At 67.5% G+C, this 13,671-nt stretch carries 20 protein-coding genes; 11 read left to right on the top strand and 9 right to left on the bottom strand.

The annotated features are described in order from the left end of the window. Positions 1–3 precede the first annotated feature (3 nt). Entirely contained in the window at positions 4–357 is a 354-nt protein-coding gene (locus tag MXB53_RS10390; RefSeq protein ID WP_248897341.1) for a type II toxin-antitoxin system PemK/MazF family toxin, read from the top strand. On the opposite strand, the gene MXB53_RS10385 is transcribed toward MXB53_RS10390, so the two are convergent. The 4 genes from MXB53_RS10385 to MXB53_RS10370 are packed head-to-tail and all read right to left on the bottom strand — an operon-like array spanning position 354 to position 3,221. Then, the gene (locus tag MXB53_RS10385) at positions 354–641 is read right to left on the bottom strand and encodes a chorismate mutase (protein WP_248897339.1); all 288 of its coding nucleotides are present in this window, start codon (positions 639–641) and stop codon (positions 354–356) included. The two genes, MXB53_RS10390 and MXB53_RS10385, sit on opposite strands and share 4 nt — an antisense overlap. Then, positions 638–1,504 carry a shikimate kinase gene (locus tag MXB53_RS10380; RefSeq protein WP_248897337.1) on the bottom strand — a complete coding sequence of 289 codons (867 nt, stop codon included), beginning with the start codon at positions 1,502–1,504 and terminating at the stop codon, positions 638–640. Before MXB53_RS10380 ends, MXB53_RS10385 begins: the two co-directional genes overlap by 4 nt. Before the next feature lie 39 nt (positions 1,505–1,543). Then, positions 1,544–2,026, bottom strand: coding sequence for a hypothetical protein (locus tag MXB53_RS10375; RefSeq protein ID WP_248897336.1), 483 nt, complete (start codon positions 2,024–2,026; stop codon positions 1,544–1,546). 1 nt (position 2,027) lies between these two features. Beyond that, on the bottom strand, positions 2,028–3,221 hold the full coding sequence (locus tag MXB53_RS10370) for a hypothetical protein (protein ID WP_248897334.1): 1,194 nt from the start codon (positions 3,219–3,221) through the stop codon (positions 2,028–2,030). Positions 3,222–3,307: 86 nt separating this feature from the next. Here MXB53_RS10370 and nth point away from each other — a divergent pair, with 86 nt between their 5' ends. Next, the gene (gene nth, locus MXB53_RS10365) at positions 3,308–3,994 is read left to right on the top strand and encodes an endonuclease III (RefSeq protein ID WP_248897333.1); all 687 of its coding nucleotides are present in this window, start codon (positions 3,308–3,310) and stop codon (positions 3,992–3,994) included. Here nth and MXB53_RS10360 read toward each other — a convergent pair. Then, a complete protein-coding gene (locus tag MXB53_RS10360) occupies positions 3,991–4,470 on the bottom strand; it encodes a DUF7321 family protein (protein ID WP_248897332.1) in 480 nt (159 codons plus the stop codon). The two genes, nth and MXB53_RS10360, sit on opposite strands and share 4 nt — an antisense overlap. An 89-nt stretch (positions 4,471–4,559) precedes the next feature. Between MXB53_RS10360 and MXB53_RS10355 the strand changes: the two genes are divergently transcribed. The 7 genes from MXB53_RS10355 to MXB53_RS10325 are packed head-to-tail and all read left to right on the top strand — an operon-like array spanning position 4,560 to position 8,762. Beyond that, entirely contained in the window at positions 4,560–5,405 is an 846-nt protein-coding gene (locus tag MXB53_RS10355) for a DUF7319 domain-containing protein (RefSeq protein WP_248897330.1), read from the top strand. A gap of 56 nt (positions 5,406–5,461) precedes the next feature. Further along, positions 5,462–6,100: a halocyanin domain-containing protein gene (locus tag MXB53_RS10350; protein ID WP_248897328.1), complete on the top strand. Its 639-nt coding sequence runs from the start codon at positions 5,462–5,464 to the stop codon at positions 6,098–6,100. A 1-nt stretch (position 6,101) separates the two neighbouring features. Further along, the gene (locus MXB53_RS10345) at positions 6,102–6,488 is read left to right on the top strand and encodes a DUF7318 family protein (protein WP_248897326.1); all 387 of its coding nucleotides are present in this window, start codon (positions 6,102–6,104) and stop codon (positions 6,486–6,488) included. Between the two features lie 3 nt (positions 6,489–6,491). After that, positions 6,492–7,286, top strand: coding sequence for a cytochrome b (locus MXB53_RS10340; RefSeq protein ID WP_248897324.1), 795 nt, complete (start codon positions 6,492–6,494; stop codon positions 7,284–7,286). A gap of 2 nt (positions 7,287–7,288) precedes the next feature. Next, positions 7,289–8,059, top strand: coding sequence for a cytochrome b family protein (locus MXB53_RS10335; protein ID WP_248897322.1), 771 nt, complete (start codon positions 7,289–7,291; stop codon positions 8,057–8,059). A 9-nt stretch (positions 8,060–8,068) separates the two neighbouring features. Continuing rightward, positions 8,069–8,491, top strand: coding sequence for a DUF7315 family membrane protein (locus MXB53_RS10330; protein WP_248897321.1), 423 nt, complete (start codon positions 8,069–8,071; stop codon positions 8,489–8,491). Then, on the top strand, positions 8,484–8,762 hold the full coding sequence (locus tag MXB53_RS10325) for a DUF7314 family protein (protein ID WP_248897319.1): 279 nt from the start codon (positions 8,484–8,486) through the stop codon (positions 8,760–8,762). Before MXB53_RS10330 ends, MXB53_RS10325 begins: the two co-directional genes overlap by 8 nt. Positions 8,763–8,899: 137 nt before the next feature. Here the strand turns inward: MXB53_RS10325 and MXB53_RS10320 are convergent, their stop codons facing one another. Beyond that, on the bottom strand, positions 8,900–9,340 hold the full coding sequence (locus MXB53_RS10320) for a DUF7313 family protein (protein WP_248897317.1): 441 nt from the start codon (positions 9,338–9,340) through the stop codon (positions 8,900–8,902). Positions 9,341–9,364: 24 nt separating this feature from the next. Next, entirely contained in the window at positions 9,365–10,096 is a 732-nt protein-coding gene (locus tag MXB53_RS10315; protein WP_248897315.1) for an NAD(+)/NADH kinase, read from the bottom strand. 118 nt (positions 10,097–10,214) lie between these two features. Here MXB53_RS10315 and MXB53_RS10310 point away from each other — a divergent pair, with 118 nt between their 5' ends. Next, a complete protein-coding gene (locus MXB53_RS10310) occupies positions 10,215–11,312 on the top strand; it encodes a pyridoxal phosphate-dependent aminotransferase (RefSeq protein ID WP_248897313.1) in 1,098 nt (365 codons plus the stop codon). On the opposite strand, the gene MXB53_RS10305 is transcribed toward MXB53_RS10310, so the two are convergent. Continuing rightward, positions 11,309–11,641, bottom strand: coding sequence for a DUF7979 domain-containing protein (locus MXB53_RS10305; protein WP_248897311.1), 333 nt, complete (start codon positions 11,639–11,641; stop codon positions 11,309–11,311). The two genes, MXB53_RS10310 and MXB53_RS10305, sit on opposite strands and share 4 nt — an antisense overlap. Positions 11,642–11,720: 79 nt before the next feature. Between MXB53_RS10305 and MXB53_RS10300 the strand changes: the two genes are divergently transcribed. After that, complete coding sequence (locus MXB53_RS10300) at positions 11,721–12,824, top strand: ArsA family ATPase (protein ID WP_248897310.1); 1,104 nt, start codon at positions 11,721–11,723, stop codon at positions 12,822–12,824. Here MXB53_RS10300 and MXB53_RS10295 read toward each other — a convergent pair. Next, entirely contained in the window at positions 12,816–13,640 is an 825-nt protein-coding gene (locus MXB53_RS10295; RefSeq protein ID WP_248897308.1) for an SDR family oxidoreductase, read from the bottom strand. The two genes, MXB53_RS10300 and MXB53_RS10295, sit on opposite strands and share 9 nt — an antisense overlap. Positions 13,641–13,671: the final 31 nt, after the last annotated feature.

The raw sequence follows: 13,671 nt of genomic DNA, 5'->3' as shown, positions 1-13,671 counted from the left end.
CCGATGCACGTTCGACGCGGAGACATCGTTATTGTCGATCTGGATCCCACGGAAGGATCGGAGCAGCGTGGGACCCGTCCGTGTCTCGTCGTCCAAAATGACATCGGGAACGAGAACGCTCCGACGACGATCGTCGTTCCGTTCACGACATCGAGCGGGGACAAACTGTATCCGTTCGAAGTGCCTTTTTCGGCCGACGAGTGGCCTCTCCGAGAGGATTCGGTCGCCCTCTGCAGTCAGATACGGACGGTCTCTATCGAGCACCGCATCGTGGACCGTATCGGCTCCGTTCCCGTCGACCGAATGGCGGATGTCGACTCGGCGCTCGAATACAGCCTCGGTCTGAAAGAGCTCTAGCGGCTCTCCCGCTGCTCCACCTTGTTCAACTCGATGAGCAACCGGAAAATCGCCTTCACGAGGTTCGGGTCGACGCCGAACCGCTCGGCGTACTCGCCCGCCCGCTCCATCACCGCGGCCTCCTGTGACTCGTCGGTCGTCGGCAGGTCGCGTTCGGCTTTCACGTCGGCGATGGTGCCCGCGACGTAGGTGCGTCGGGCGATGAGTTCGACGAGCTCCCGATCGATCTCCGCGATCTCGTTGCGGAGCTCCTCCAATGACATCTCCTCGGCGGGGTCGGTCATTCGATCACCTGTGCGCCGTCCGTTCGTGTTGTCGTCTCCCATGTGGTGCCCTCCCGTTGATTCCAGTCGTTCCGCACGCGCTCCAGTCCCGTCCGGTCGCCGACGGCGACCACGCTCGGTCCCGTCCCCGAGAGCGACACGCCCGTGGCGTGGGGCATCGCCTCGACGGCTGGATCGGTCGGGAAGCCGAGCGCCGCGGCGAACGCCAGTCCGTTGACGGTCATCGCTTCGCCGTAGCGGCCGTCGAGCGCCAGATCCTCGACGAGACGCGCCATCGGCGCCACGCGCTCGCACCGCTCCACGTCGGCGTCGGCGCTGAACGCCTGCGCCGCCGGCGTCCACACTAGCACGTCCCAGTCGACGGCGTCGCGTGCGAGCAGGTCGTCCGCCGTGTTGTCGGTGACGGTGACGCCCCCGAGCATGCTGGCGCTCGCGTCGTCGAACGCTCCGGTGATCGTGACGCCGGCGTCGCGGGCGGCCTGCACGCCGAGACGACAGGCGTCCTCGCGAGTCACGGCTGCGTCGTCGCCGACGGACACGTCGAGCGCCGAGAGCGTCGCGAGTACCGTCGCGTTCGCGGCCGCGCTCGAACTCTTCAACCCGGCGGCCATCGGCACGTCGCTTTCGGTGCGGACGTGACCGCCCTGTCCGTCGCCGAAGCGCTCGACGACGCGTTCGACACACCGCCGGATTAGTCGAGTGTCGCCGTCCGGCGCCTCGACGATGTCGCCGCTGACGGTCCCCGTGTCGTCGAGTTCGACCCGGGCGCGTGTCTCCGCGTCGAGCGCGAACGCCGATCCGACGCCCGTCGCGAGGGCGTTCAGGACCGTGCCCGCGCCGAGTGCCACGGCCTCGCCGTACATATCGGAATCCGGGCGGAGCGGACAGTTATGTGTGCCGATTTATCGGACGAACCGCGATCCGAGGACACCCGCGACGCCGCCAGTCGCCGCCGTCGCGACGCTTGCGAGCAAGAGCGGGCCGACGGCGCTCCCGAGCGCGTACGTCTGCTCGGTGCCCGCTCCCGACAGCGCCGAGAGGCCGAGGATCCCGAGTCCCGCCATGCAGCAAAAGCCGAGCAGCGTGCCGCCGGCGGCGACGCTGCCGGCCGTCGCCTCGTCGGCGAACCGCGACCCGGAAAGGAGCCCGAGCAGCGCGGCGACGACCGGGCCGGCGAGAAACAGCGTGACCGTCGTCTGGAAGACGGACAGCGCGACGAAGACGGGACCGAACGTCGCTGGCGCCGTGCCCGTTGCCCCCGTCACGAACTGCGTTCGCGCCCAGCCCGCGGTGACGAACCCGACGACGCCGAGTGCTGCGCCGACGACAGCGAACGTCCCGACGATGAGGGCGCCGTGTCGGCGCGCCGACGGACCGGCCGTCACGCTATCGACTCCACAGCCACGTTCGGTCCAGCGGCTCGGTCCAGTCGATACGCTCCTCCCACGCCGTCTCCGAGGGAGCGGCAACCACGACGAACGGCCCGGCCTGGATCAGGAAGGCGTACACCACGTCCCCGCCGCCCTGGTAGTAGACGCGGTGCCACCGATCGCGGCCGAACGAGTACGTCCCCTCGCGCGTGACTGACGTCTCGAACAGCGTGTCGGCCGCGGCGCTCGCCGCCTGGGCGTCGGCGTATCGCTGCACGAACAGCGACGTATGCTGGTAGTCGAGCGGTTCGAGCCCCGTCGGCTGGTTCGAGACGTTGGGAACCGCGTAACTCACGACGTACGCGAACCCGGTTCGGTCGGTCGCCTCGCTCGCGGCACCGAAATCACGCCGCTGGCGCGCCAGCAGTTCTTGGCCTTCGTTTTCGTCGCTCGCGTCGTCGCCGAACGGCTCCCGTTCGATGTATCGGGGGCCGTTGTAGGCGTAGCCCGCATAGCCCGTCGAGTGGTAGAGTTCGAACAGGCCGGGCGCCGCCTCGTCTTCGTCGTCGTCGTCATCGTCGTCTCCGTCGGGCGTCCCGTCGTGGAGGTCGCGGTACAGCGCGCTGTCGATCTGGCGGTCCGACAGGACGGTTCGGACGAAGTGATCGCTCCGGATCCCCCGGAGGTAGTCGTACAGGCGAGTGAGTTCCTCGTCGACGCGGTCGAGGTCGCCGCGGTCGCTGAACCGCTCGATCGTCGCCAGATGGGCGTCGACCTCCTCGCGCATCTGTCCCGGAATCCCGAAATGCCCGCCGAGTTCGGTGTCCGCGGTGGCGACCGCCCGGTCGGCGCTCTCTCGTACCAGGCCCAGACTGTTCGCGTCGAACTCGGCCGTGTCACGGACGCGCTGTACCGTCGCCATCGCCTGTCCCAGCACGCGCTGATACCGCTCGATCGACTCGTCGTAGTCGGTCGCGAACCATTCGATTTCGCCGTAGATGCGCCGGAGTTCCGTCGCGAGTTGCGGGTTGGCCGTCGGGGTCTCCTGTTGCTCGGGGCCGCCCGCGTCGACGGCCGTCCGATCCGCGTCAGCCAGCGCCGCGTCGCTCGCCGTCTCCGGATATCTGACGTTCGAGCCGCCGGTCGACAGACAGCCCGTGACGCTGCCCGTCGCTCCGGTTGCCAGCAACGCCCGGCGCGTCAACTCCATAGCCGCGACAAGGGCGGCGGCGGGTAAATAATGTCGGGCGACCACCAGTCGACAGACTCAACGGGACTGCACCCGACCGCTCGACTATGGGAACGCCACTGGAACCGCGCGAGCGACAGGTCGAAGAAGTGATCGACCGCCTCTCCGCGGAGTATCCTGACGCCACCATCTCGTTGCGCTACTCGAACCGGCTCGAACTGCTCGTCGCCGTCGTCCTCTCGGCGCAGTGTACCGACGAGCGGGTCAACGAGATCACCGAGGCTCTCTTCGAGACGTACACGTCGCCCGAGGACTACGCCGCGGCCGACGAGGAGGAGCTCGCGGACGACATCTACGGAATCACCTTCCACAACAGCAAGGCGGGCTATCTGAAAGGGATCGGCGAGCAACTCGTCGCGGAGCACGACGGCGAGGTGCCGGACACGATGTCGGCGCTCACCGATCTGCCCGGCGTCGGGCGGAAGACGGCCAACGTCGTCCTCCAGCACGGCCACGACGTGGTCGAGGGCATCGTCGTCGACACGCACGTCCGGCGGCTCGCCCGTCGACTCGGCCTCACGACCGAAACCACGCCCGAGGCCATCGAACCCGACCTGATGGAAGTCGTCCCCGAGTCGGAGTGGCAACAGCTCACGCATCTCTTTATCAGCCACGGTCGCGCCGTGTGTGACGCCCGGAACCCCGACTGCGGGGACTGCGTGCTCGAAGATATCTGCCCCTCCTCGAAGCTCGATTCCGATGTCGACCTCGCGAGCGGCGAGGCGTGGAGCTAACCGATATAGAGCCGGAGATAGCGCAGGACGCCGATGAGATAGGCCCCCAGCCAGAACAGGACGTAGCCGAAGACGCCGACGCGGAGGCGTCCGCGCCACGCGCCCATGTTCTCGTGGAGGTCGTTCAGGTCGATGTCCTGCTCGGGGTCGCGATAGAGATTCGCCGCGTATTTGGCCTGGAAGATGCGGACGATGCCGGTCAGCGCGAACACGAGCATCGCGTAGGCCTGGAGGCCGAGCAGGGCGTGCAGGACCGCGAGCCCGCCGAACTGGGCCGCGAGACGGGGAATCATCCACCCGACGACGGGCACCGTCGTCAACACGAGGCCGACGAAGATGTACTGCAGGTGGGTCACCAGCACCGACCACGTCACCATCTCGGCGTCGAGGACGAGCCACGCACCGTAGAGGTAGAACGGGAAACTCAGCGTCACCGCGACCCCCGCGAGCGTCGCGATCGTCGCCTCGCTTGCCATCAACTGGCGTTGGGCAACGGCGGTTAAAACCGTCCCGGCTCGCCGCCGAGGTCGGAAAGCGTATGCCGCTGTGGACCCAATCTCGGCCGATGGCTGATTCGTCACCGTCGTCGGACTCGCCCGCCGACGACGCGTCGGCCGCACCCGCTGCCGACGACGCCACCGAATCGGACGCGCTCGACGCCGAAGCGCTCGCCGAGGCGTACGACTTCGACGACTTCGGCCCGAGCGACATGGCGGCGATGAGCGCCGAGGAGTGGGAGGCGGCCTTCGATCCGGAGACGTGGATCGTCGGTCCGGCGCTACTGGACCGGGTCGAGACCGACCTCAAGAACCGCATCGCGAGTCGCGAGGTGTTCGCCGCGCTCGAACGGTTCGAGCGGGACGGCGAGGAGCATCTCGTCGCGTACTCCGACGAGGGGTACGCCATCGTCGCCCCGGACGGGAGCGTCGAGGGCCGAGGGACCGTGTTGCGCGACGTAAAACCGACCGTGGCGCTGTGTTCGATGGACTCCTACGAGGTACCCGACGCTCCCGACGATGTCTCGTTGCCCGATCCGCAGGCCGTGCCCGAGGGCACCGGCCAACTCGGCAACAACCTGTTGCAACTCATCGCCGCTGCCCAACTACTGACGGGGATCGGACTGCTCGGAATCTGGCTGTTCACCGACGCCATTCCCACGCCCGGCGGCTACGTCAACCTCGTGCCACCGCTGATGAGCGTCGTGTTCGCCGGCATCGGCGTCTTCCTCTTTGCCGTCGTCGCGAACGCGCGCCTCTCCGACCGGTTCCGGTCCGCGGAGTTCCGTGACCGGTTGCGCGCCGTCGGCGTTGACGACGGCGACCGACCGGACTTTCTTCCGCCGCTGGACGACGCCGAGGGAACGCCGCCAGCGAGCGACGAATCCGACGACTCGGCGGCTCGCCGCGACTGACACGGCTGTCGGGGAGTCGGTGGGTTTAAGCGCATTCCTTCCTCAGATTCGACCGTATGAAGAGGCGGGACTTCCTGAGAGTTGCCGGTGGGTCCGCCGCCGTCGGAACGGCCGCTGCCACGGCGACGCCAGCCGCGGCCCAGCCGTCGTTCGACGGATGGATGAGCGACGTGGGGAACTACAGCGAGGTGACCGACGCGACCGGCCAGGACGAGGTGACGGTGATGGTCGGCGCCGAGGGCAACGGCGGGGCGTTCGCGTTCGACCCGCCGGCCGTCCAGGTCGATCCCGGAACGACCGTCGTCTGGGAGTGGACCGGCGAGGGCGGTCAGCACAACGTCGTCGACGACGGCGGCGACTTCGAGAGCGACCTCACGGGCGAAGCGGGCTTCACCGTCGAGCAAACCTTCGAAGAAGAGGGCGTCACCAAGTACTACTGCTCACCCCACCAGGCCATGGGCATGAAAGGCGTCGTCGTCGTCGGGGCGATCCCCGACTCCGGCGGCGGCGGCGGTGGCGGGAGCGGAGGCGGAGGCGGCGGAGGCGAGGTCGACCTCCACGAACTCGGCGTCCCGATCCAGGCCCACTGGGTCGGTGCCGCGACCATCCTCGGCATCATCGTCTCGCTCGTGTTCACGTTCTACGTCCTGAAATACGGCGAGTCACCACACACCGGAACCGGGAGGGGAGAGTAACATGTCATCGAGTGGCAGCACCTACGGCGACATTCACCGATACGAACCGGCCCGCGAAAGCACGGCAGCGGCGATCGCCATCGTCCTCCTGACGGTCATCGAGGTGGCGTTCGTGTTCATGTTCGCCTACGGCCTCGTGAGCGGTTGGGGCCTCACCGAAATCGGGAACATGTATCTCGGCGCCATTCTGGCCGTGATCTTCGTCGATCTCGGCTTCATCCTCGCGCTGTACCGCAAGGAGTTCCTGCCCGACGTCGTCATCGTCAAGAAGCGCCGTCGCAAGTGGGAGGACCTCTACGTCCGTGAGGAAGATGCCGACGGCGAGACCATCGGCGACGGCGCGTGGGACGCCGTCAAACGCGCGGTTTACCCATACTACAAGCGATAACCCATGAGTCTGGAAAAGAAAGACGAGATGGACCACGAGGGCTGGATGGAACGACAGGACCTGACGCCCGTCGAGTCCACCTTCCTGATGGCCCTCATCTGGATGGACAAGCGGCTCCGCATCGTCGACTACCTGGAGCTGCTGGAGAACCTGTACTACAAGGTCAACCTCCAGATGCCGAAGAGTCACACCGAACAGTACGACCTCGACAACAAGTTCTGGTACTGGTATCCGCTGTACGCGCTGGGATCGTTCTCGACGCTCGCGTACGTCGTCGCGGCGGTCAGCGGGGCGTTGCTCGGGTTCTACTACGCCCCGGCACAGACCGGCGATCCCAGCACGGCTTACAACTCCATCACGTTCATCATGACGGAACTCCAGTTCGGCTACATGCTGCGCTCGATCCACCGCTGGTCGGCGCAGGTGATGGTCGCCGCCGTGTTCCTCCACATGCTCCGCGTGTACTTCACGGGCGCGTACAAGGAACCCCGCGAACTCAACTGGCTGCTCGGCATCATCCTGATCAGCCTGACGATGGTGTTCGGCTACACGGGCTACCTGCTCCCGTGGGACCAGCTGGCGTTCTGGGCCGGACAGATCGGCGTCGAGATGTCGCTCTCGATCCCGCTCGCCGGTGAGTGGGTCGCCCAACTCCTGTTCGGCGGCTTCACGCTCAGCCAGTCGACACTCCAGCGCATGTACATCATCCACGTCTTCCTGCTCCCCTTCGTCGTGACGACGCTCATCGCCATCCACATCGGTATCGTCTGGGTGCAGGGCATCGCGGAACCACACTAATCATGAGCGAGAACGACACCACTACGGACGAGGCGCGCACCGACGGCGGCGGTCCCGGCATCGTCGCCCCGGACGACGAGACGCCGACCTGGCGCGAACGCAAAGAGCGAACGACCGGTCTCTCCCGGCTCACCTACGAGTACTTCGAGCGGGCCCGCCGCGAGGACCAAGACCTCCGGTCTGAATCCGATTACGTCGAACGCGACGTGCTCGCGTTCCCGACGTGGCCCCACGAGACGGTTCGCAACCTCTCCATCGCGGCCTTCTTCACCGGGATGATCTTCTTCCTCTCGGCGACGATGCCGCCGCACATCGGCGCTCCGGCGAATCCGAGTTCGACGCCGGCGATCATCCTCCCCGACTGGTATCTCTACTGGTCGTTCGGCCTGCTGAAACTCGGCCCGCTGAACCCCGAACTCGCCATCCTCGGCGGGAGTAAACTCACGGCCGACCGCACCTACGGCGTGCTCGCGAACATCGTCGTCGTGGGCGCCATCGCTATCGTCCCCTTCCTGAACAAGGGGTCGGCGCGCCGTCCGGTCGAACAGCCGTTCTGGTCCGCCGTCGGCGTCGGCGGCGTCGTCTTCGCGTTCACCATCAGCCTGCTGGCGGTCAAGAACCTGATGCCGATGAACGTCGACCTCCTCTTCGACCTGACGTTCCTCCTGCCCGTCGTGGCCGCGTTCGTCACCTACGCCGTGCTGAAGACGATGCGCGAAGGGTACATGTACGACCTCAACCGGCGATACTACCGGCTTCGGCCGCCGAAGTAACGCCGGCTGATGGACGCTTCCGACGACGATTCGACGCGGCAGACGGCCGACGGCGACGATGCAGACAGTCCTGGCGACCAGGCTGTGCGGTCGACCGAGACGCACCGCGGACGTGACGTCGTCGTGCCGATGCGTCTCTACAAGACCGTCACCGTCTTCTCGACGCTGCTCGCCATCCTCGGGGTCGTCGTCGGGTTCGTCCTTCTCGATGCCGCGACGATCCGACTCAGTCTCCTGCGTCGTTTCGTTCTCTCGGTGCTCGAAGCCGTCGGCGTGTCGCCGCCGGCCACCGTGTTGAGCGCCGTCCTCGCCGTCGCCGGTCTCGCCGCCATCTGTTTCGGCGCCGGCGTCTACATCCTCGGGACTCGGTTCCGCGCTCGCGGAATGGGAAACCCTCAAGAGGACGCCGACGAATCCCCAGACAATGGCTGACGAATTCATCAAAGGGCTCGGCATCTTCACCGGTGCGGGCCTCGGGTGGCTCATACTCGCTGGCTGGTATCGGACGCCCGGGTTCGAGAGCACCCGACAGCTCGTGAGTCCGGTCTCCCCGAACCCCGCGAGCATGGACCTGTTCAACCTCATGGCCGTCGGGATGATGGACGCTTTGTTCTGGTTCACCCTCCTCGGCCCCCTCGCGTTCTGGGTCGTGTTGCCCGCGATCCGCGAGGCTCGCGGTGCGCTAGAGAACCGCAACGCGTAACGGCCCGAGACTCCCGTCGAGTTCTCTCTCTCTCTCTCAGTCTCGACCGCCGTGAGCCCATGGCTCCGGTACGCTCCGCGCGGCGACGCCACTTCTCGATCGGCGCGAGCCAAAAGATAGAACGCAGCCGTTCGCGGCTAGACGATGGCGCTCCAGACGGGCTGGATGAAGACGAACAGACTCTGGTAGCCGGCGTACAGCAAGGCGAGCAGCGACGCCGCCACGGCGCTTTTCGGCCGCTCGAACGTCATCTCGTTGCGGGCCTCGACCTTCCGGGATTCGAACTCGAAGAAGTCGGCCAGGAACAGGCCGACGACGAGCACCGACATCACCATCCCGCCGTGCGGTTCGACGAGGAGAAACGTGAACGACGCGAGTACGAGTACGATGGTCGTCACCGAATGCGGCGTGTACCGACTCAGTTCCGTGTCGTCCGCCTCGGCCTGTCGCTCGTGGACGGCGTGGCCCCGAATCCGTGTGAACATGTTCACCAACACCAGCGCCAGCACCACGTGCGCGATGTACGGTTCGAGCGCGTCGAGGGCGCCGACCGGGACGACGAACTGTAGCGGTTGCATACGTTGACGTGGGCCGCTAACTCATTAGAAGGTTTCCGTTCTTTGTTGGGGAGCCACCACGTCGACGGTGTCGACGCGGTCGATCCGGAGGTCGGTGTCGACCGCGACGGTTCCGTGGCGAACGCCGTCGACGAACAGCGCGACATCACCTTCCCGTTCAACCGAGAGAGTGAGGCCGGCCTCCGGATCCGCGACGCGCACCGCGGGCCGGGTGATGAAGGGTGCGACCGGGACGACCGAGACGCCGGTGTCGGCTTCGATGACCGGCCCGCCGGCGGCGGCGGCGTAGCCGTCGCTTCCCAGCGGCGTGGCGACGACGATGCCGTCGGCGCGGACCGATTCCAGCGACCGTTTCCCCGCGTCGACGGCGTATTCGGAGATACTCCCGGGAGCGACGGTCATGAGCGTCACGTCTTGAAGCGCGCGCGTGACGGTCGTCCCGTCGCGGCGAACCCCGAGGATGGGATGGGGCTCGACGTGACCATCGCCGGCGCCGACGGCCGCGAGCGCACCGACGAGCGCCGCTCGCTCGACCAGATGGCGACCGCCCTCCGCCGTTATGGGGAGAATCGGGGGCGTGGGCGGGTCCGTGGCCACCGACCGGAGGGCGTCTGCGCCGACAACGACGACGGCGTCGGCGTCACGCTCGTCGACGAGCGTCGCTCCGGCGACGCCGATGTCCGATTCCACGCCATCACCGCCGCGGACGGCGACGTTCACCGTCGCCACCTCATGTCGCGTCGCGTGCGCTCCCACGGGTCGGGGGGATGTCGGATCCGCTCCATGCGCGGTACGTTGCCCCACTGCCCTAAAAAGGTCCCACGCTTCCGGCGCGGAGCGAAAGAGGGATTTGGCGGCCGTCCACAGCACCGACATGGACTACGAGACGCCGCTTTTCTTCCACGTCATGCAGTATGCGGCCGCCGCCGACCGCGATGTCATCGACCTGGTGAGCGGTGGCCCGGACTGGGAACCACCGGAAGCCCTCCGCGACGGCCTCCGGGACTACGCCGATGTCGGCCCGGACGAGTTCCAGTACCCACCGAGCGACGGATTGCGCGAACTTCGCGAGGAGATCGCAGCCCGGCGCGGCGTCGACGTCGACCGCGTCATCGTCACGAACGGCGCGGGCGAGGCGAACTACCTGGCGATGGCCGGGGCGCTCGAACGCGACGCCGGGAACGAGATCCTGCTCACCGATCCGGTCTATCCGTACTATCCGGGGAAGGCGGCGATGCTCGGCGCCGACGTGCGCCTCGTCCCCGTCGCCGACGACGGCCATCTCGACGTGGCGGCGATGCGCGAGGCGGCGAGCGACGACACGGCGGCCATCCTGATCAACTCGCCGAACAACCCGACCGGTGCGGTGTACGACGGCGAGACGATGGCCGCGATGGGCGACCTCGCAGCCGACCACGACGCCGTCCTCATCTCCGATGAGGTGTACGACCACTACGACTTCACCGGGCGGTTCGAGAGCGCGCTATCGCTCGAGACGCCGAACCGCATCGTCACCAACTCCTTCTCGAAGTCGATGGCGGTGACCGGGCTCCGAGTGGGCTACGGCATCTTCCCGCCGGAACTGACCGAGGCCGCCCGCACGCGTCACATGCTCGTCAACGTCACCGGCGCGCGGCCGTCACAGGTCGCCGTCCTCCGGGCACTCCGCGAGACGGGACCGGCGTACTACGAGGCTTCGCGCGACCTGTTGCGGGAGCGCGTCGACACCTTCACCGACGCCCTCGACGACGCGGGCGCGGAGTACATCCGTCCCGAGGGGGGGTTCTACGTCTTCGCCCGGTTCGAGGGCTTCCCCGGGACGCTGTCGAACGTCGAGCGCCTCGTCGACGAGGCGGGCGTCGCTTGCATGCCGGGTGACACATTCGGCACGCACGACGAGTGGGTGCGCTTCGCGCTCGTCACGCCGCGAGTCGAGGCGGCGGCCAACCGGTTGGCCGACTACGAGTTCTAACAGACGACGATGCTCGCCCGGTAGTACGTCTCCTCGTAGGCGACGACGTCGATGTCGTCCCACGCGGACGCGAAGTCCTCGACGCTCCCGTTTCGCGCGCGGTGGAACGTCCGCTGCTGGGCGGCGGTGAGGTTCTCGTAGGCGACTGCCGAATCGAGATCGGCCGGCTCCTCGTCGAGTTCGTAGACCGTCAGCGCGGGCGGACAGTCCGTGTTGGCGGTCGGGGTAGGACTCGCCGGCGCTCCCCCGCCGAAACAGCCGGCGATGCCGACACAGACGACGAGGGCGACCGCGGCGCGTAGCGGCCGACTGGAGGGACTGCTTCGCATGCACGGTGCATCACACGCCCGGGTGAAGTGTCTTCCCCGGACCGACGGGTACAGGTGTCCGGACCCTCTCGCCACCGGTATGAGCGATATCGACGTCGAACCGGTCGACGAGGTCGACGAGAACGGCGACGACACGGAGGGCGACGGCCCGGAACGCGTCGACGTGCAGGCGTCCACGGACCTGCCGGCGGGGGTCGACGCGCCCGAATACGTTCTCTACGGCGGCAAGGGCGGCGTCGGCAAGACGACGATGGCGGCCGCGACGGGACTCTCCTCGGCCGCGGACGGGACCGCGACGCTCGTCGTCTCGACTGACCCCGCACACTCCCTCTCGGACACCCTCGAGACGGACATCCCGGCGACGCCGACCCGGATTCGCGAGGACACCCCCCTGTGGGCGGCCGAAATCGATCCCGAGGCAGCGATGGAAGAGGGGATGCTGGGTGCAGGCACGGGCGAGGGCGACGCACCGCTCGGCGGCCTGGGTGGACTCGGGGACGCCCTCGGCGAGGAGGGGATGGATCCGCTGATGGGCGGGTCGATGCCGGGCGCCGACGAGGCGGCCGCGATGCGACAGTTGCTCGACTATCTGGACGACCCCCGGTTCGACCGAGTCGTCGTCGACACGGCGCCGACGGGGCATACGCTCCGCCTGCTCGAACTCCCCGAGATGCTCGACTCGATGGTCGGGCGACTGCTCTCCATGCGCGAGAAGTTCTCCGGGATGATGGACGGCGTCAAGGGGATGTTCGGGGCGGGCGACGAGGGCGAGGAGCCCCCCGACTTGGACGAACTCCGGGACCGCATCGAACGCCTGCGAGCGGTGTTGCAGGATCCGTCTCGAACCGATTTCCGTGTCGTGATGGTGCCCGAGGAGATGAGCGTCGTCGAATCCGAGCGTCTCGTCGACCGCCTCCACGAGTTCTCGATTCCGGTCAACACGGTCGTCGTCAACCGCGTGATGGAGGACCCGGCGGACGTGGCCGACATCGACCCCGAATGGGTCGTAGCGCCGAACTTGGACGACTGCGAGTTCTGTCAGCGCCGGTGGGAGGTCCAACAGACCGCGCTCCGGCGCGCCACCGACCTGTTCCGCGGCCGCGACGTGAAACGCGTCCCGTTGCTGGCCGACGAGGTGCGCGGCGAGGACGCCCTCCGCGTGGTCGCGGCGTGTTTAGCGTAACCGCTCCAGCAGCGAGAACGCCCGATCGCGCAGGGCATCGGGGACGAACCGTCCGAGGACGGCCGCGCGGGCGACGGGACCGACCGGGACTCGACTCGCCGGTTTCGTCGCGCTCGCGGCGTTGAGGATGTCGTCGGCGACGCGCTCGGGCGACACCGCGCCGAGTCCCCCGCCGCCGATGGCCTGGGTGTCCTCGAACACGTCGTAGAACGCGTCGTAGGCCCCCGATCGCTCGATTCCCTCGAGTTCGCGCTCGGCGCGTTCGCTGAATCCCGTCTCGACCGGCCCGGGTTCGATCAGGACGGCGTCGATGCCGTACTCGTCGACTTCCGCTCGGAGCGCGTCGGTCATGGCTTCGAGCGCGAACTTCGATCCGCAGTACGTCCCGCCGCCGGGGAAGGAGACCCGCCCGGCCACGCTGGAGACGTTGACGATGGTGCCGTCGCGCCGCCGGCGCATGTGGGGGAGCACCGCGCGGGTCAGCCGGTGCGGGCCGTAGACGTTCACGTCGAACTGCTGCTGGACGGCGTCGACGGGGATGTCTTCGGTCGGGCCGAACTGCGCGTAGCCGGCGTTGTTGACCAGGCAGTCGATCCGTCCCTGTTCGTCCATCACCCGGTCGACGACCCGTTCCACGTCGTCGTCCTCGGTCACGTCGAGGGTGGCGATGGAACAGCCCTGTTCTCCGAGCGTCTCCACGTCGGCGGGGTTGCGGGCGGTGGCGTAGACCTCCCACCCCTCGTCGAGAAAGGCCGTGGCCGTCGCGTGGCCGATACCGGACGAACTCCCCGTGATGAGGACGGTCTTCGGTTGCACACGCGAACGTCGAACCGCCGGCAGTTAACTG

The organism is Haloplanus sp. XH21, from assembly GCF_023276355.1.
GTDB lineage: Archaea > Halobacteriota > Halobacteria > Halobacteriales > Haloferacaceae > Haloplanus > Haloplanus halobius.
This window is presented reverse-complemented; position numbering and strand designations above follow the sequence as displayed.